Here is a 17,754-nt window from a genome sequence, read left to right as displayed (position 1 = left end):
GAATGTTTATTACACCAAGGCTTCCAACTGTATTTCCTTCCCTGCCTCAAATAAGTAAAGTACCTTTTCATCTACCTTGATTTGTAAAATCTTTTCCACCGCTTCCGCATAAAGGCGGATTTGTACACTATAACGCTTCGACATTTCAACTATTAACGCTTCCTCTTCTTCAAAAAACGGTAATATTTTATCCGTTTTGTAATCGAGCAACACCCATTTTCCGTCATAATCTTGCATTAAGCAATCGACAATCCCTTGGATCATTTGAGAGTCGCCTTCCGCATCGGACACACTTAATGTAAACGGTACTTCTCGATACAATTTTTTCGCGTTGCTAAATCGTTTTCCGATTGGCGTAGCAAAAAAGTGCAATAGTTGTTCAATTTGGATAGCTTTCATCTCTTCTTCTGTAATTAATTGTTTTTCTACTAACGTTTCAAGGAACCGTTGTGCTTCTTCCGTATTGATAAACCCTTGTTGCGGTACATGTTGCATCACGGTATGCATCGCTGTACCAATCTCTGTCGCAGTTAATTGTTTTTCTTGCATAAAAATTGGCCGCTTGACGAATGATTTTTTGCGATTTTTATAATAAATTCCAAAGTACTCACTCTCATCTTCTTGCTGCAAGTTTTCAATGCGCTTCATTTCGGATACACTCGTTTTAGATTTTTTCTTAGTTGCTCGTTCAAATGGATAAATATGAGTAAATCGACGTTCCAATTCTTGCAATAAACTGTCATCCACTTCTTTCCTTGCAAGTTCGTTTTCCGTTTCTTCCATTTTCTCCTGTTTTTTCATGAATGAATCATTGGATATGACGCTTACTTGCCAAGTGGATGGATGTTGTATCGGCGTATAGTCTGTATCACTAAAATCTTTAAACGATGCATGTCGACTAATTGCTGGACCAATCCAGTCAAGATAATTTCGAGCTCGAGCCCTTACATAATCCGGCAACATTTCATCTTGAGCCAAACTTTGAACTTCACACCAATTTTGCTTCGTTTTCTCCCAATCTTTCACAGAGCCGACGAGAACGAGCTTTTCTTTTGCGCGGGTCATCGCCACATATAAAATGCGCATTTCTTCCGCTTTCATTTCTAACTTTTTCTTTTCCTTCATCGCTAAAAATGGCAATGAAGTATACATAATTCGATTGTCTGGGTCTATCGCTTTAACAGCTAAACCGTACTCTTGATCAAATAAATATGGTTGATTGAAATCCATTAGATTAAAATTACTACCTAATCCAGCTACAAATACAACGGGATACTCAAGCCCTTTCGAAGAGTGAATCGTTACTAAACGAACAACATCATCCTTCTCTCCTATCGATTTTGCAATTCCTAAATCATCCCCGCGGGATTTCATGCGATCGATGAATCGTAAAAAGCGGAATAATCCCCTGAAAGAAGATTTTTCAAAACTTAATGCTCGGTCATGCAGCGCTCGTAAATTAGCTTGACGCTGTTTACCGTTCGACATCGCGCCTACCATTTCATAATAATTTGTATCTAAATAAATTTGCCAAATTAGATCAGATAGACTGCCTCTGCGTGCTAAATCTCGCCAATTATCCAATTGTTTTAAAAACTTTTCAAGCTTTGCTTGTGTGCCTATTTCAAGGCCAGAATGCTCTTTTTCAACAAATATTTTTACAGCTTCATAGAATGATGCTTGCTTTTCAGTTAAACGAATGAGTGCCATTTCATTTTCCGTTAAGCCGACAAATGGAGCTCTTAATACAGAAGCGAGCGGGATATCCTGGTACGGATTATCAATGACTTTTAATAAATTAATCATAATCATCACTTCAAGCGCTTCAAAATATCCTTTGGAACTTTCGGCATATAGAGGAATATTTGCAGCTTTAAATTCTTCAATAATATCGTTCGACCAGGTCATTGATCGCATGAGAATGACGATATCGCTATAACGCATTGGGCGCATTCGCTTCCCTGGGTCTTTTTGCTTCGTATCGTACACTGTTGCACCAGCATCCATCATTTCTCGAATGCGTTGGATAATGTAACGAGCTTCTTGTTGAGATTTTTTCATTTCCTCTTGGATCATTAAATCAATATCCTCTTCTTCATTATCATTAGAAGTATCTGGCTGTTCTTCATAAATGATTGCTAATTCCACTGGAACTTCGACATCATCATATGGTGCGCTTGGTTTTAAAGCTGCTTTCTCATCATATTTAATTTCTCCTACCTTCTCGCCCATCACTTGCTCGAATATATAGTTCGTTCCGTATAGAACTTCCTTTCGACTGCGGAAATTAGCATTTAAATCGATTTTCAAACCGCTCGATTTCGGCTCTTCCTCAAATGTTAAATACTTATTTAAAAAGAGCATTGGTTCAGCCAATCGGAAGCGATAAATGGACTGCTTTACGTCCCCTACCATAAATAAGTTGCCGTTACTCTCATCGCCGTTTTTAACTAATTGCAAAATCGTTTCCTGCAGCATGTTTGTATCTTGATATTCATCGACAAGCACTTCTTTAAAGCGCTGTTGGAATTCGATTGCTACAGGAGATGGTTTTATTTTTCCATCCTCTTCTATCGTTAATATTTCAAGGGCATGATGCTCTAAATCTGAAAAATCTACAATCGCTTTTTCTAATTTTGCTTGTTTAAACTTTTCATCGAATTGAAGTGTTAATTTTACCAATGTTTCAATTGTCGGAGCCATGAGCCGAATTTCTTCAATGAGCCGCTCAGGTTTTCTAGCAAAATACGTATCTTGAATTTTTTTTACGATGTCTTTTGCTTTATTTCGCTTATCTTGCGCTTTCTTTTTTAATTCTTCATCACAAGAATCTTTCGCCACCCTTGCTAAAGTTGACCATTTTAATGTAGAAAAGAATTCGTATGCTTCTTGCCAAGAAGAGCGAATGCGACGAGATGCCTCTTGAATGAGCGTTAAATCCAATTCCACCGTTTCTCCGTATGGAGCCGGACCATCTGGCATTAAAGCATATTTACGAACCGTTAAAAGGTGAGACCTTGCTTCTTCCAATTGAAACTCTATAGCATTTTTCAAATGCTCAATAAAAGGTAATTCATCTACCGTCACATCATTCGGAATCTGATATTGTTCCACTAGGGAATGAAGCCATTTTTTTGGCTCGGGATGTACTCGAGCAGTATCGTATAATTGATCAATCAAAACTTCGATATCTTGGTCATCTCGATCGGACGTAAAGCTATCCACTAATCGATAAATACGGTTTACTTTGTTTTCATCTTCAGCACTATAAGCTTCCTCTAGCACTTCTTTTAACACATCATCCCTGAGTAAAGAAATTTCTCCTTCACTGGCAATGCGGAATCCCGGGTCAATATCGAGTAAATAAGCATATTGCCGAACAATAGATAAACAAAAAGAATGCAGTGTAGAAATTTGCGCTTTGTTGACAAGGCTTAACTGCTTTCGTAAATGTGCATTATGAGGGTCTTTCGCAATTTCCTTCTCAAGAGCATCCGCTAAGCGATGGCGCATTTCCGCGGCTGATGCATTGGTAAAGGTAACGACAAGGAGCTCATCTACATCAATCGGGTTTTCTTTTGCAATGACCTTTTCGATCATCCGATTAACAAGCACCGCCGTTTTTCCTGAACCTGCAGCAGCGGAAACAAGAATATCTTGACCTGTTGCCCAAATGGCTTTCCATTGTTCATCGGTCCATGTAGCGTCTTTCGGCTTAGTTGGAATTGAGTTCATCGTCATTCAACTCCTTTCGAATTTTTTCTACGACATTTGGCGCTTTATCTGCCTGCAACAGTTGATATTCACCGTCTGTCGGGTCAAATTGGCATACCGACTTAAATTCACAATAATCACAAGCAGTTCGATCTTTTAACTTAAATGGTCGAATAGAAGTATCTCCGCTTAAAATGGAATCTCCTGCTTCCCTATGTTTTTTGCGCACAAATAATCTCAACTCTTCCATCGCTTCAGGCGGTACAACTTTCGAAGTTTTGGAAAATTCCTGTTTTTTCGTTATCGACACTGGAATGATAATCGACTTGCCATCCTCTTCTAAACGCTCGTCCATCGCAATCACAGCCTCTTGATCTTCGGATAACAATCCTTTCATTTTGTACATCTTTAATCGTTCTTCTTCGATTTGTAATTCATTTAACTCCTGCTCAATTTTTAAAAGAGGATTTTGCACATGGACGTATAGGACACCTGCGGGCATTGCCGGTTCATTTAATAAAATTAATGAATTTTCAACGGCTACATCTAAATACGTTAATAACTGCAATGATAAGCCGTAATACACTTCATTTAAATCTAAATCTCTGCCAGAAGATTTATAATCGATGACACGTAAATAAGATGTTCCACCAACTTTTGCATGGTCTATTCGGTCAATTCGTCCTCTCAATTTCATTTTTCGGCCGCCGTTTAATGCTATTTCTAAAGGCGGTAATTGTTCATTTTTGCTAGGGCCGAAAGACGCTTCCACAGCTATTGGCTTAAAGGTTGAATTCTTTGCATGCTGTGATAGGGCAACCATCGTTTTTTCAACGATGTGCATCAATTTCCGCTGAATATAGCGATAGCGGGAACTGCTTAACAAGATTTGGTGTGAAAAAGCCGGTACAATCTGTTCTACAGCTTCTCGTGCAAGATGAGCACATTGTTCTTTCGTTAATTTATTCCATGGCAAGTTTAATCGGCTAGTCTCCTTCGAAATCCACTTTAAAGCTTCATGGAACAAATCACCCATTTCAAATGTTTCTAAACGGAACTCCGGGCGTTGTTGCAAGCGAAGACCATAGAATGCAAAATGGGCAAATGGACAACTAAAATACTTTTCAATTCGTGAAACGCTGGATGTGAAGTCATCCCCATATAATGCTTCCGTCAATTCTTGAGCCAATTTTTCTGAGACATTTTTTTCTTTCAACGGTTTCATTACAACTTCAAGTACTGGTTTCCATTCATCACTTTGTTCATAAAACGTTTTTAGTGCTCTCCATTCTGGTGCAAGCTCCATTGATTCCGCTTGTTTCAATTGAGTCATTAAGTAAGCTAGCGATGTTCTCGGATGTCGTAAGTACGAAAGCACTTTTTCCTTATTCCATTCTTCGATTGGGTCAATAAAAATTCTTTCATGAGGCAATGTGTATTTTCCGTTCACTTCAAATAAGTTGTGCAACCGTTGTACATAAAGAGATGGTAATAAAGCTTTACTCTCCTCATCACTGCTGGAATATGTGACATATAAACGGTCTGTAGGGGAAGAAAAAGCACGATAAATATAAAAGTTTTCTTCCATGAGTCGATGCTTGGATGATGGGTACAATTCCACATCAATTCCTGAAAACCATTCCCTGTCCATATCGTTTATGAATCCTTCATAGTCAATACGCATTGGATATACTCCGTCATTCACGCCAATGACGAAAACAACTTTCATATTGTCAAAACGAGAAAACTCCACAGTTGCAACAGTCACTTCATCAACAGCTGGAGGAATTTTTGAAAATTTCAGCGTGTCAAATCCTTCATCCAGGATTTTAGCGGCTTCTTCAATCGTTAAAGGCTGGTCTCCAAACATGATAGCGAATTGTTCAAGTACGTTTACCCACTGGTTCCATGCCTGATCATGTTCCATTGCCTCTTCCAGTTTGCCTTCTTCCAGTTCTTTATCTTTTAACGTCTGAAGCTTTTCATAAATTTGCAATTCTTCAACGGTTGTAAATAGAGCCGTTGCGATTTCTTGTCCATTGCGAGCCTTCTTTAATTGTTTTTCAAATTTTATTAAAGGTTCTCGAATGTAACCCTTCATTTCATCGATAATCGCTTGTATCTTTTTTTCTTCATCGGTTTGTTTCGTTGTCACAAACTCTAAACCTCGATATTTTTTATACATCCAACGGTCGTCTTGCATCCATCGGTCTCCATAAATTCCTTGAGCAATGACAAAGTTTTCAAATACATCCGCTTTCTCTCTTATTTCTTTTACATTAGAGTTTAATGGGAAAAATAAATCTGTTTTTACACTACGGAAAATCGGTTCATATTTCCAATGAGAAGTAATCACTTCTAAAATAGAGCGGCTAAATTCAATTAACGGATGATGCAACATCGATTTTTTCTCATTGGTAAAAACAGGAATATTATATTGTGCAAATATTGTCGAAATTAGCGGATCATACACATCTGCTTGTCGATACATAATCCCGATATCACGATAACGAATACCTTCTTCTTGCACTAATCGTTTTATTTCCCGGGCAATTCCATGAACTTCAGCACGCCGATTTGCTCCTTCAATAATCTTGATAAAACCTTCTGCTTCGATTTTTTTTGGAGTTAGCTGATAAAATTGCTGTTCCACATGAAATAAATCTCGATTTTTATAGCGGTGAGTTGTTTCCAAATGTATTCTCGGTTCAATTTCGATACCTAATTTTGTCGCTTCTTGTTTTAATTTGTCGTATGTGAGAGCAGCACGATAAAACACTGCTTGTTCATTGTGTTTATCTTGTTCATCTTCAAAAGGAAGAACAATGGTAACTCTTTTCGTTAAAGATAAAAGCTGCTTGACAATTTCAAACTCACGCACTGTAAATGATGTAAATCCATCGATATATACATGAGTGTCTTTCAATTTTTCAGAGTATTTCATTTGCTGGATAAGGAAGGGATATAGTCCATCTCCTTCTACATATCGATCCCCTAAAATTTCTTCTAATTTTTGTATTATGATTTGTAAGTCTTTAGATTTCGCAATTAGTGTATGAGGAGCTTGGGCTTGTTCAAATTTTTCAATTGCTTCTTTTAATGCGATACTATCGATATTAAACTGATTAAATTCCTTAATTATCTTCTCAATTTCTTCCGTAAATCCTCGCTTATCAGCAGCTTGGCTGAATAAAGTAAAATGGTCTTTATTTTCTTCCAACAATCTTCTAAGGAGCATTCGATATCCAATTTTATCAACTTTATCTTTTGCGATGCCTCCCGTTTCTTGTAATACGTGCCAGGATAATCGCTTAAAAGTCATTACTTGCGCACGAATCAACCCTTGAATATCATAGTGATTCGTTAGCTGGTATTCCGTAGAAAAAGACATTTGGTCTGGCACAATTAAAAAAATCGGTGGGCCAAAGGGATTAGATTTTACCTCTTCCACAATTTCTCGATGAATGAGGGCTGTTTTCCCTGTCCCAGCTCGTCCGCTAATAATTCGTAATGACATGTTGCTCCTCCTTCAATTTCCTCTTGCTTTATTGAAAAATAGTATTTTATTTATTATAGTACATTTTCTAATAGATTCGATAAAATGCACCAATGAAAAACGCCCCGAAATTGCTAATTTTTCGGGGCTTTTCAATCAATTACCAAGCTTAATCTTTATAAGTTATTTTTAATTTCTTATTCTTTCTAAGTCTCGATACATCTTTTAATTCTCTTTCAACTCGTTTATTTAAATATCGTTCAATTTGCTTTCCGATAATCCATAAAAAGAAAATTGCGACCATGACAAGTACTAATTTTGTGGGACTTCGCAATAATGCATCGATATCGTAACCAAGTAAACTAATTGTTAAAATCATTACACATTTTCCTGCTAACAATACTACGAAGTAATATTTTTTCTTAATATTGGAAAGCCCTGCCACGATATTGACTAATACGGATGGTGTAAAAGGGAAACACAATAATAAAAACAGTGGGGCAATTCCTTTCATATCTACCCATTGAATGAGTTTTTGCATCTTTTCATACTTAATGAATTGTTGGACCCTACGATTATTTCCAAATCTACGAACGAGCAAAAAGACCGAATAAGACCCCAATACTGTTCCAACCCAGGAAAGTAAAAAACCAAACCAAAGCCCGTGAGAACTTGCATTGGCTACTACGAAAACAACTAGAGGTAGGAACGGCAAAAAGGATTCTAAGAAAGGAAAAAGGATTCCAATTAGCGGTCCTAGTGTTCTATATTGTGCTTCCAATGCTTCAATATTTTCTACCGTAAACCATTCACTCACCTGTTCCACCTCTATCGATATTGAATAATTAAATGTAAAATCGTCACCTTATCTGTTGGATTTTCGTATTGGTGCGGCTGATTAGCAGAAAATACGAGCGTTTCACCTTCTTCTAAACATTCCTTCATATTGCCGCATTGGACAACTGCCTGTCCTTCTATGACCGTAACTGTTTCCTCTACTCCTTCCGTGTGGGGCTCACTTTTATGTATCACCCCGGGATCCATTTCAATTTTATAAAATTCCCAACCCCGTTCCGGACTATAAGGGATAATGGAATATACACGGTATTTGCCATTTTCTTCAGACACATATGTAGAAGGATCCACACTATATTTTTGGAAAAATGTTTTCGGTGGCTGTAAAAGAGATGAAAATGAAATTTTTAACCCTGCAGCTATTTTCCAAAGGGTTGAAACAGTTGGATTTGCTTCACCCTTTTCAATTTGGGCAAGCTGTGCCTTACTTACATCAGTAGCTTTTGCCACATCATCCAAACTTAAACTCCGCTCTTTCCGAATTTTTTTTAATTGTATACCAATATTACGACTCATTTGATCCATTTTTTCATTCCACCCTATTGTCTATTTTAAAAGACAAATGTATACTATACTAAACGAAATGTGAATGTTCTGATTTTTTATTTTCTGTTTATTACCATTAATTAGCGATTATTTAAATTAAATTATCTCTGTATTTATCATAATACAAAATTTCTCTTTGTACTGTAACGATGATTTAGTCATTTATGCTGCTTACTGCTAAAATTCCGTCAGTCTTTTAAAACAGTATTTTTCATTTATTATATTTGAAAATTTAGTAGAAAGGAATGGATAGTGTGGCAACGGAAGTCAAGGAAGTGAATCAACGTTTTTCTGATGACTCCTTTTTACAAGGTGCGAAGGATTGCGTTCCTACGTTATTAGGTTACATAAGTATAGGGCTTGCTTTTGGGGTAGTAGGCGTCACATCAAATTTATCGATTTTAGAAATCTTTCTACTTTCGGCACTAGTTTATGCTGGCAGTGCACAGTTCATTTTTGCAGGTTTATATTTAGCGGGAGCCCCAATGTACATCATGGTTATTACAACGTTTATTGTTAACTTACGATTCTTTTTAATGTCGCTTACTGTAGCACCGCATTTAACTCGTTATTCTGCTTTACGCAATGTCGGCTTTGGTTCGCTTTTAACAGATGAAACGTTTGGTGTTGCGATTACAAAAATAGGACGAGAACAATATCTTGGTGGTCGTTGGATGGATGGTTTAAATTTAACCGCCTATTTTACATGGATCGCAGCTTGTGTTGTTGGAGGTCTTGTAGGAAATTGGATTCCAAATGCTGAAGCTTTTGGTCTTGATTATGCGTTAGTAGCGATGTTTATTGCGTTGCTAGTTTTAAACTTAGTAAATGTTCATAAAAGAAAACTCATGCATTATTTAAAATTAATCGGTTGTGTATTTGGAAGCTTGTATATTCTTTCTTATTTCATGCCTGGTCATTTAGCTGTACTTTTATCGACGATTATTGTAGCAACGATTGGGGTGTTGACTGAAAAATGACGACTACGCTATCCATGTTTTTACTTATTTTAGGATGTGCTTTTGTTACGTGGGTACCACGCGTTACTCCATTTATATTAGTACGGAATATCCAATTACCGAATATCGTATTGCGTTGGCTCCAATTTATACCCGTATGCATTTTAAGTGCACTTGTATTTCAAGCCTTACTTCGTGAAGAAGGGAAATTTGTCACATTTGATATAGAAAGTACTATTGCATTCATCCCAACATTACTTGTAGCAATTTGGACGAAAAGTTTATCCATAACAGTTGTCGTAGGTGTGTTGACGGTAGCTGTATTGAGAAATTTCTTTTAATTACATCGGCGTTGCGACAATTTCGCACAGAGCCGATGTTTTTTATTGTGAAAATCACTTTCTTGTATTATCAGATTTTCCTCCATTGGTGAACGAGTCCCCAAACATAACGAAAATGGCCTAATTCTCTTTAAAGAAGAATTAAGCCATTTCGTATGTTACTCTACTATTAACAATCCAATGCGGTAATGGTCTTTACTATGGACGACATGCTGCGTTAAGCGCAATTCATTTTGATGATTTAATACTTCCAATTTACAATGAGCCGCATTGATTTGAAGGGCTTTATACAATTCCAATTCATTGTGCACTTCCATACCGTTTACTTTGCGAATAACCTCTCCTGCTTGAAGCCCCATTTTTTCTGCCGGTGAGTTCGGTAAAACAGCAGCAATCATCACACCATTTGGACGCGCAGAAACGGCATAGACATCACGACGCTCTCGAACTTTATAAATATAGGAGATTATTAAACGAAGGAATGCGCCGACGAATACAGTCACAACTGCAACAATAGGATAAAAATATCCTACAAGTCCTCCGATTAGCACCAATTCCCCTAAAATGAAAATCGCCCTTGATAATTTAGGATATACATTTAACGGCAATGAACGTCTCGTCTTTTGCTGGAATCCGATGATAGCAGGGAACAAAATCAATGTAAATTGTTGATGGTTTAGTGAAAATTGTGGCCACCACGGAAAATAAGCATCAATTGCTTGTCCAGGAATTACGAAAAAAATCGGCAACAACCAAATTTTTTTCGTGAAGAAAGCAACGCCATGTAATCCCCTTTTTGACTTTTCGATAATAGGGGATGCATAATGCAATCCATATTTCTTCATTAAGCGACTTTCCGCCATTAACAATAACCCTGCAACCAATGCGCATGTTACCGCAGTTCCTTCAAGTACGTTTCCCCCTTGAATTGTCAACCCTAATAATTGAAAGGACCAATTTTGAATATTCATCAAGATTATGGCAGCCATACTCAAGGCAAACAGAATGATTGGTGAAAGTAAATGAAACTGATAAAGAACAAGTCCTAATATACTGAAAGCTGTAACAAAGAATAATAGTTCAACTGATTGAGTCAATCCGAAAAAGAGGGTAATGACGGAAATAATGAGCGCTAACCATACCCCTTCTTTTATGAGGCCTGCAAATTCCGACCAACCCCATAAAATTCGAATATTGAAATGTTTTCTCTCTCTTTTAACTCGTACATATCCTAAAAAAATCGACATAAAAATTGCAATATACAATAGAGGATTTAAAAACATTCTGCCGATTGCACTGAACAATTCTATTAATATCTCTATCACTCATCCCACCGCCGTTTCCTACTACTACTATTGTTCATTTTATCAAAGGAATGAAAATTTGCGTAGCATCAATATACCCGTCTTCCAACATAAAATAAAATCATGTACCACACATCATTTCTGATAATTTAGAAAATTTACAAATAGTTTATCATTTTTAAGATAAATATAGTAATATTTATGGAAATCTTTGGTACAAAAAGCTGCCTAGAAATGTATTCTAGACAGCCTCACCTTCAAAACGTTAAATATCCCCCTTGATTCTATGAAGTATTACACTTAAGCCCATTTCCAACTGTACATCATGTTCCATATCTTCTTTATATAAAGCGACTTGATCTCGAATGCTTGCGAAAAACTCGTCATCCATATGTCTTCCGCTTTTTAAATCATGTTTTTGCCGATAGGAGGCCACTGCTTCTGCTGTTTGTTCATCATAAAATCCGTCAGTCCTCACCATGTTATAGCCCAATCCATTTAATACCTTTTGAACGTAGGCAATCTCTTCACTATAATCTCCTTCAGCAAATTCGCCTCGCAGCGGTGTAATTTCCATTGCAAATAGCGGATGTTGTTCCACTTCGATATCCGACTCGATTCCTTTTCCATGAATCCAATCACGATCAGGAGTAAGCCATTTATTCGTTGATAATTTTAATTCTCCACCATTTTCCAAATCATAAGTTTCTTGAACCGTTCCTTTTCCAAAACTTTTTAATCCTACAATAATTGCACGATTCCAACTTTTTAGCGCTCCTACCATCACTTCGCTTGCCGATGCACTTCCTTCATTTTGGAGAACAACTAAAGGAATGACCTTCATTTTCTTCAAATAGTCCTCATCAGCGTCAAGTTTTGTTGTTTTAATTGCTTCAAGCTTTCCTTCTGCATTTTGCATATAAGCAAAAACTTCTCCATCTTTCCCGATGCTACTTACGACGCCAGCAACGCTATGTAAATAACCTCCAGGATTATCGCGCAAATCGACTATCAATCCTTTTACATCATCCGATATCAATCTCGCAGTTACTTCGATCCATTCTTCTACCGTCTCTTCTCCAAACATTGATATGGAAATGTATCCAATTTTTGTATCATCAATCGGAATCACTTTCCATGATACCGTTTGATTATCAATTTCTGCTCGCTCAACAGTTATTTTAATATGCCTGTCTGTGCTTGGACGATATAAGACTAAGGTTACTTTTTCTCCAGCTTTCCCTTGAATTAATTGCAACAACTCCCCAAGGGTTTTGCCCTCTAAACGCACACCATCCACTTCTACAATTTCATCATAAGGGCGTATACCTGCTTTTTCAGCGGGAGATGATTTAACAGGAGATACAACGATAAATCTTCCATCTTTTTCTGTAATTTCAATACCTATACCAACCCGTTGTCCTGCTAAAGACTGACGATGAATGGCTGCTTCTTTTTCGGTATAGTACGTGCTGTACGGATCCTTAATTGCTTCCGTCATTCCTCTTAACGCGCCTTCAATCAAATCCTCATCTTTTGTGTCAAAAACTGATTTTTCTTTTATGAGTGAAAAAGCTTGGTCAATTACAGGCATATCACTTCCTTTTACTGCTGTTTCAGATTTCATATCACTTTTCCAATACACAATGATGGCAGCTAATAAACAAACAATTGCCAAAATGAAAAAAAATCGACTCTTTCGCACTCACTTTCCTCCTCTCGTTCAATCTATGTAAGAACGAGTGGTAATAACACATGCAAAAGAGCGATTTTTTTACTCTAAATTTGTAATATAATCTCTTAACGTGTCTAGGTCTAACGGTCCTAAAATCTGTTTTTCAATTTCGCCTTTTGTATTAATCATGAATGTGGAAGGAATTGTGTATACTTTATATGTTAAATTTAATCCTTCTTCTTCCATTAGGAGAATGGGAAATGTTAAATCATAACTTTTCACGAAGTTTTGAACATTGGTTAAATTGTCGTTAAAAGTAAGATTTACTGCAACAATTTCCACATTATCTTTCTTTGCATATTTCTTATAATATTCTTGGAAATAAGGCATTTCGTCTTTACAAGGTGGACACCAGGATGCCCAAAAATTTAATATGACTTTTTTTCCTTTTAAATCAGAAAGGGTCATTGTATTCCCATCTAAAGTTTTTAAAGTAAAATCCGGTGCAGGCTTTCCTAACCCAACACTTTGGGGGCTGTCGGATTTCACTTCATACCCAGGAATATTATCATCAAGGGTATTTTTATTTCTATCCAATTGTTTATTGATAAACGTAGTGACTGCAATCACTACTAATGCTATTATGAGTAATGCACTTATCACTTTCTTCTTGCTGTTCATTCAATCCCTCCAAAATACTTCAAATGAACCCCATCCACTTATAGAATAACATAAATTTAGCAGAGTACATCTGGAGAATCTATGTCAAGATGATGAAAACCATAACTGAATAGCTATAAAAATAAATGGCTGCATAGAAAACAATACTTTCTATGCAGCCTTTATACTTTCATTATAGTGAAATATAGCGAAGTGGGTTTTGGACGCCGGCAGTTTGTCCTCTCCAAGTACCGATATGAACTTCAAAATGCAAGTGAGGACCTGTGGAACGACCAGTGGAGCCCATTTCAGCAATTTGTTGCCCTTGTTTCACGACATCCCCAACACTTACATTAAAGGATCTTAGATGAGCATATAGTGTTGTATAGATTTCACCGTTAATATTGTGAGTAATCATCACAACATTTCCGTAAGTACTCAGTGATGAAGCATATGTCACAACTCCGTCAGCAGATGCTACAATTGGCGTTCCTGCACTATTTGCTAAGTCAATTCCATAGTGGAACTCAGGACCATAACCAAGATTTCGCCAACCATAACCACTTGTTAAAACACCGTTAGTCGGTTTCATAAATCCGCTATCTGAAACTGGTAAATTACCTGCAGATTGAGCTTTACTTAATTGTTGTCTTTGGATTTCTGCTATTTGTTCTTGCAGTTCTTTACTGATTTCGAGATACTCGGAATATTGTTTTTCTAATAATTTTTTCTCGTTTAATAGTTTTTGTTGTTCTTGTTCGAGTTCATCAATCAATCTATTTTTTTCTTGTTTTTGAGAAGTTAAAGATGCTTTTAAATTTTCTAGTTTTGATTGTTGTTCTTCAAGTTTACGTTTCGTATTTTCAAGAACTAATTTTTGTTCTTCTAGTTTCTGTTGGTCATTTTTTTGATCACGAATAATTTGTCGATCCGCTTCAATTAATGTATTGACCGCTGAAAAACGATCAATAAAATCAACGAAGCTGTTTGAACCTAACAAAACATCTAAGAAAGTGACAGAACCATTTGCTTGAAGAGCACGTGCCCGTTCTTCCAACAATGCATTTCGCTCATCAATCTTTTTCTGAAGCTCTTCAATTTCTTCTTCTAAAGCTTCAATTTTTTCATTTGCTTGTCCAATCTCTTTTTCTACTTGTTTAATTTCTTCATTTGTTTTCGAAATTTGATTCACAAGCTGATCAATTTGAGCTAACAATTGTTCTTGTTTGGATTGATTTGATTTAATTTCATTGGATTTTTGATGAATTTGTGCATTCAATTGCTTTTTCTGTTGCTCTACTTGACTTTGTTTATTTTTTAAATCCGACAAATTCGCTGCATATGTAACTGGTATCTGTATGAATAATAGTACAGCTACTAGAGCAGCAAATAATTTGAAGTGGTGTTTTACATAGTTCCCCATCAAATGGTTCCTCCTTCAGCTTAATAGACTTTCAGGAATTTCCGTACAGACATGAAGCTACCCCAAACTCCTATAAAGATACCAAGCGCTAAAATTATTAAATTCACTTGATAGATTAGAGGAGTTACTTCTAATAGTTGTAACATTTTGCCATGAATTTTTGGGCTCAATTTATGGTAAAGGTTATAGTAAACGACAGATACGACAATCATTGGAATTATTGATCCAAATAAACCAAGCCACAATCCTTCAAATAAAAATGGAATTCGTACAAAAGAGCTTGTTGCACCTACAAGTTTCATAATTTCTATCTCATCACGACGAGCAATGATCGTAATGCGAATTGTATTGTAGATTAAGAAAATCGCCGTAAATAAAAGACCTAAAATTAATACGAGGCCAATATTGCGACCAGTATTTAGGAAATTAAATAAATTTTCAACTTTTTCTTCTCCGTAAATGACATCATATGTATGGTCAAACTTTTCGATTTTCTTCGCAAGACTCGCTGTTTGTTCCGGCTCTTTTGCCTTTACATATAATACGTTTCTTAATGGATTGCTTTGTTCATATAAGCTAAAATCTTCACCATAGTTTTCTATTAAAATCTGTAATTCATCTTCTTTTGAAGAGTATTTTACTTCTGCAACATCCGGTAAACTTTGCACTTGGCGAATCAACTTATCTTCTGCAATCTTCATTTCTTCAGGATCGTTAATAATATCAATCAAAACGCGAATTTCTACATCATTCTCAATATTGTCTGCAAAATTATTTAAATTCATCATCACCAATGCAAAAATACCAACTAACAAAAGGGTTACAGTAACTGCACTGATGGAAGCGATCGACATCCAACCGTTACGGCTCAAACTTTTCAAACTTTCTCGAAAATGACGTTGGAGGGTTCTATATTTCATAACCATATTCACCTCCGAAAACGTCTCTTACAATCATACCACCTTCAATTGCAATCACTCGCTTGCGAATTTGATTGACAATTTCTCGGTTGTGAGTTGCCATGACAACGGTCGTTCCCATCGTATTAATTTCTTCGAAGATCCTCATAATCTCCCAAGAGTTTTCCGGGTCAAGGTTTCCTGTAGGCTCGTCCGCAATCACAACTTTTGGCATATTCACAATGGATCGAGCAATCGAAACTCGTTGCTGTTCTCCCCCGGATAATTCGCTTGGAAACATGCGAACTTTATGTTTTAGCCCTACCAGTTCCAACACTTCCATAACCCGTTTACGAATCACTTTTGGATGTTCTTCAATTACTTCCATTGCAAAGGCAACGTTTTCGTAAACAGTTAATTTTGGAAGCAATTTAAAGTCTTGGAACACAATACCAAGCTGCCTTCTAAAGTGAGGAACTTCCTTTCGCTTTAATTTTGATGTATTGACGCCATTTATGATGACTTCTCCAGAAGTAGGTACTTCTTCACGATACATAAGTTTAATGAATGTCGATTTCCCAGCCCCTGAGGGACCGACAACATAAACAAATTCACCTTGCTTTATATCTACAGAAATACCGTTTACAGCTACTACACCATTCGGGTATTTTTTGTAAACTTCTTTCATATGTATCATTAATTTTCACCTAAGTTCTATCTATAGTAAATTCACCAATTAATATTATATCACTTTATAGAACGCATAATTTTACATTTTCGTTTCATTCCTCAACAAAACTCACCAATTTCCTAATAAACTAGCAAAAAAAAGCAAGCACCAGAAAATTTAATTCAATAATCAATAAAAAAAATCCTTCTATTTTCAAAAAAATATTAATAATTTATCGAATAGATTTCATATGTTCGATCTTTTTCGAGAAATTTTTTTAGAAGAAATTGTTTCATTACTTTTTGAAAAAAATATTTGCTTACTCTTAAAATTTTATAAATGAGCAATTCTTTTTTTTACATTCCATTTTGTGTTTTCCTCCCCTATAAGCTATAGGTAGACTAAATAAAAAAGGGCTAAGAACCCTTGAAACTTTAGGATTCTTAGCTATTGTAGTTATTAAAATCACGAGAAATATTGTATATCAAGGTTTGAACCATGTTTACTTAGGTTTTTATATTAATAATGAAAATGAATATTTGATTTCAGGACAAGTTTGGGCTGACTTTTGGGTTAAAATACTGATGAGCATGTATATGGTAATAGGTGAGTTGAACACCTTCAGTATGAATTTATAATTTTAAAATGCGTTATCCCCACTTAATTAGAGATATAAATAAGCGAATAATAACCATCTTCATCCGGTATCGAATTTTCAAATGAATATCCGACCGATTCAAAACATTTTAAGCAAGCAATGTTATCTGTCTCAATGTTTGCAATCCATTTTTTAATAGATTGAGTTGATGGTAAAGACATTACTTTTTTTACTAAGGCTTTACCATATCCTTTGCCACGCAAAATCGGGTTAATTACAAGCGCTATATAACCAACATAATTTGATTCTTGCTCTACCATGACGATTCCAATAGGTTGTTTATTTTCATCTAATGCCGTCCACACTTGGTAATCTTCTTTACTTGCGACATAATTATACCACTCGGATAGCGGTTGCATGCCTTCCAAACGACGTTGAACTTCTGCATCTTCAAACCATCCTTTAATCGTTACAATATCACTCTCTCTGAAAACTCTCAGCTCTGTTATACTCAATTTATTTCTACTCTCCTATCAATTATATTTTTTAGCTCGTAACCTATATATTTCAGCATATTGTCCCCCATTACTTATCAATTTCTCATGGGTACCAGT

The 17,754-nt window shown here is 36.2% G+C and carries 13 protein-coding genes; 2 read left to right on the top strand and 11 right to left on the bottom strand.

Features of this window, described 5'->3' with window-relative positions; genetic code table 11:
* Positions 1 to 9: 9 nt before the first annotated feature.
* The 4 genes from addA to NST98_RS16640 form a co-directional block, all read right to left on the bottom strand.
* Complete coding sequence (gene addA / locus NST98_RS16655) at positions 10 to 3,735, bottom strand: helicase-exonuclease AddAB subunit AddA (protein ID WP_340715594.1); 3,726 nt, start codon at positions 3,733 to 3,735, stop codon at positions 10 to 12.
* Positions 3,716 to 7,231, bottom strand: coding sequence for a helicase-exonuclease AddAB subunit AddB (addB, locus tag NST98_RS16650; protein WP_016839263.1), 3,516 nt, complete (start codon positions 7,229 to 7,231; stop codon positions 3,716 to 3,718). The genes addA and addB overlap by 20 nt, the downstream gene beginning before the upstream one ends.
* Positions 7,232 to 7,379: 148 nt before the next feature.
* A complete protein-coding gene (locus NST98_RS16645; RefSeq protein ID WP_340715593.1) occupies positions 7,380 to 8,027 on the bottom strand; it encodes a TVP38/TMEM64 family protein in 648 nt (215 codons plus the stop codon).
* 11 nt (positions 8,028 to 8,038) lie between these two features.
* The gene (locus NST98_RS16640; RefSeq protein ID WP_340704362.1) at positions 8,039 to 8,590 is read right to left on the bottom strand and encodes a helix-turn-helix domain-containing protein; all 552 of its coding nucleotides are present in this window, start codon (positions 8,588 to 8,590) and stop codon (positions 8,039 to 8,041) included.
* Positions 8,591 to 8,856: 266 nt separating this feature from the next.
* Here NST98_RS16640 and NST98_RS16635 point away from each other — a divergent pair, with 266 nt between their 5' ends.
* Together NST98_RS16635 and NST98_RS16630 are read left to right on the top strand one after the other, a co-directional pair.
* Entirely contained in the window at positions 8,857 to 9,591 is a 735-nt protein-coding gene (locus tag NST98_RS16635; RefSeq protein WP_340715592.1) for an AzlC family ABC transporter permease, read from the top strand.
* The gene (locus NST98_RS16630) at positions 9,588 to 9,911 is read left to right on the top strand and encodes an AzlD domain-containing protein (protein ID WP_016839259.1); all 324 of its coding nucleotides are present in this window, start codon (positions 9,588 to 9,590) and stop codon (positions 9,909 to 9,911) included. Before NST98_RS16635 ends, NST98_RS16630 begins: the two co-directional genes overlap by 4 nt.
* A 158-nt stretch (positions 9,912 to 10,069) precedes the next feature.
* Here the strand turns inward: NST98_RS16630 and NST98_RS16625 are convergent, their stop codons facing one another.
* From NST98_RS16625 to NST98_RS16595, 7 genes are all read right to left on the bottom strand, one after another.
* Positions 10,070 to 11,236, bottom strand: coding sequence for a PDZ domain-containing protein (locus tag NST98_RS16625; protein ID WP_340715591.1), 1,167 nt, complete (start codon positions 11,234 to 11,236; stop codon positions 10,070 to 10,072).
* Positions 11,237 to 11,480: 244 nt separating this feature from the next.
* Positions 11,481 to 12,920: a S41 family peptidase gene (locus NST98_RS16620; RefSeq protein ID WP_340715590.1), complete on the bottom strand. Its 1,440-nt coding sequence runs from the start codon at positions 12,918 to 12,920 to the stop codon at positions 11,481 to 11,483.
* A gap of 69 nt (positions 12,921 to 12,989) precedes the next feature.
* Positions 12,990 to 13,571 carry a peroxiredoxin family protein gene (locus NST98_RS16615; RefSeq protein WP_340715589.1) on the bottom strand — a complete coding sequence of 194 codons (582 nt, stop codon included), beginning with the start codon at positions 13,569 to 13,571 and terminating at the stop codon, positions 12,990 to 12,992.
* Between the two features lie 172 nt (positions 13,572 to 13,743).
* Positions 13,744 to 14,973, bottom strand: a complete 1,230-nt coding sequence (locus NST98_RS16610) for a murein hydrolase activator EnvC family protein (RefSeq protein ID WP_016839255.1) — start codon at positions 14,971 to 14,973, stop codon at positions 13,744 to 13,746.
* A gap of 20 nt (positions 14,974 to 14,993) precedes the next feature.
* The gene (gene ftsX, locus NST98_RS16605) at positions 14,994 to 15,893 is read right to left on the bottom strand and encodes a permease-like cell division protein FtsX (RefSeq protein ID WP_340715756.1); all 900 of its coding nucleotides are present in this window, start codon (positions 15,891 to 15,893) and stop codon (positions 14,994 to 14,996) included.
* A complete protein-coding gene (gene ftsE / locus NST98_RS16600) occupies positions 15,883 to 16,569 on the bottom strand; it encodes a cell division ATP-binding protein FtsE (RefSeq protein ID WP_016839253.1) in 687 nt (228 codons plus the stop codon). The genes ftsX and ftsE overlap by 11 nt, the downstream gene beginning before the upstream one ends.
* A 633-nt stretch (positions 16,570 to 17,202) precedes the next feature.
* Complete coding sequence (locus NST98_RS16595; protein ID WP_016839252.1) at positions 17,203 to 17,655, bottom strand: GNAT family N-acetyltransferase; 453 nt, start codon at positions 17,653 to 17,655, stop codon at positions 17,203 to 17,205.
* Positions 17,656 to 17,754: the final 99 nt, after the last annotated feature.

This window comes from Ureibacillus sp. FSL W8-0352 (assembly GCF_038004345.1).
In the GTDB taxonomy this organism is placed as follows: Bacteria; Bacillota; Bacilli; order Bacillales_A; family Planococcaceae; genus Ureibacillus; species Ureibacillus thermosphaericus.
Note: the sequence above shows the minus strand (reverse complement) of the source record. Positions and strands in the feature narration are given on the sequence as shown.

Excerpts from the sequence above, each read along its gene's own strand:
- addA (WP_340715594.1), bottom strand. The coding sequence starts at position 3,735 with ATGAACTCAATTCCAACTAAGCCGAAAGACGCTACATGGACCGATGAA.
- addB (WP_016839263.1), bottom strand. The coding sequence starts at position 7,231 with ATGTCATTACGAATTATTAGCGGACGAGCTGGGACAGGGAAAACAGCC.
- NST98_RS16640 (WP_340704362.1), bottom strand. The coding sequence starts at position 8,590 with ATGGATCAAATGAGTCGTAATATTGGTATACAATTAAAAAAAATTCGG.
- NST98_RS16635 (WP_340715592.1), top strand. The coding sequence starts at position 8,857 with ATGGATAGTGTGGCAACGGAAGTCAAGGAAGTGAATCAACGTTTTTCT.
- NST98_RS16630 (WP_016839259.1), top strand. The coding sequence starts at position 9,588 with ATGACGACTACGCTATCCATGTTTTTACTTATTTTAGGATGTGCTTTT.
- NST98_RS16615 (WP_340715589.1), bottom strand. The coding sequence starts at position 13,571 with ATGAACAGCAAGAAGAAAGTGATAAGTGCATTACTCATAATAGCATTA.
- NST98_RS16610 (WP_016839255.1), bottom strand. The coding sequence starts at position 14,973 with ATGGGGAACTATGTAAAACACCACTTCAAATTATTTGCTGCTCTAGTA.
- ftsX (WP_340715756.1), bottom strand. The coding sequence starts at position 15,893 with ATGAAATATAGAACCCTCCAACGTCATTTTCGAGAAAGTTTGAAAAGT.
- ftsE (WP_016839253.1), bottom strand. The coding sequence starts at position 16,569 with ATGATACATATGAAAGAAGTTTACAAAAAATACCCGAATGGTGTAGTA.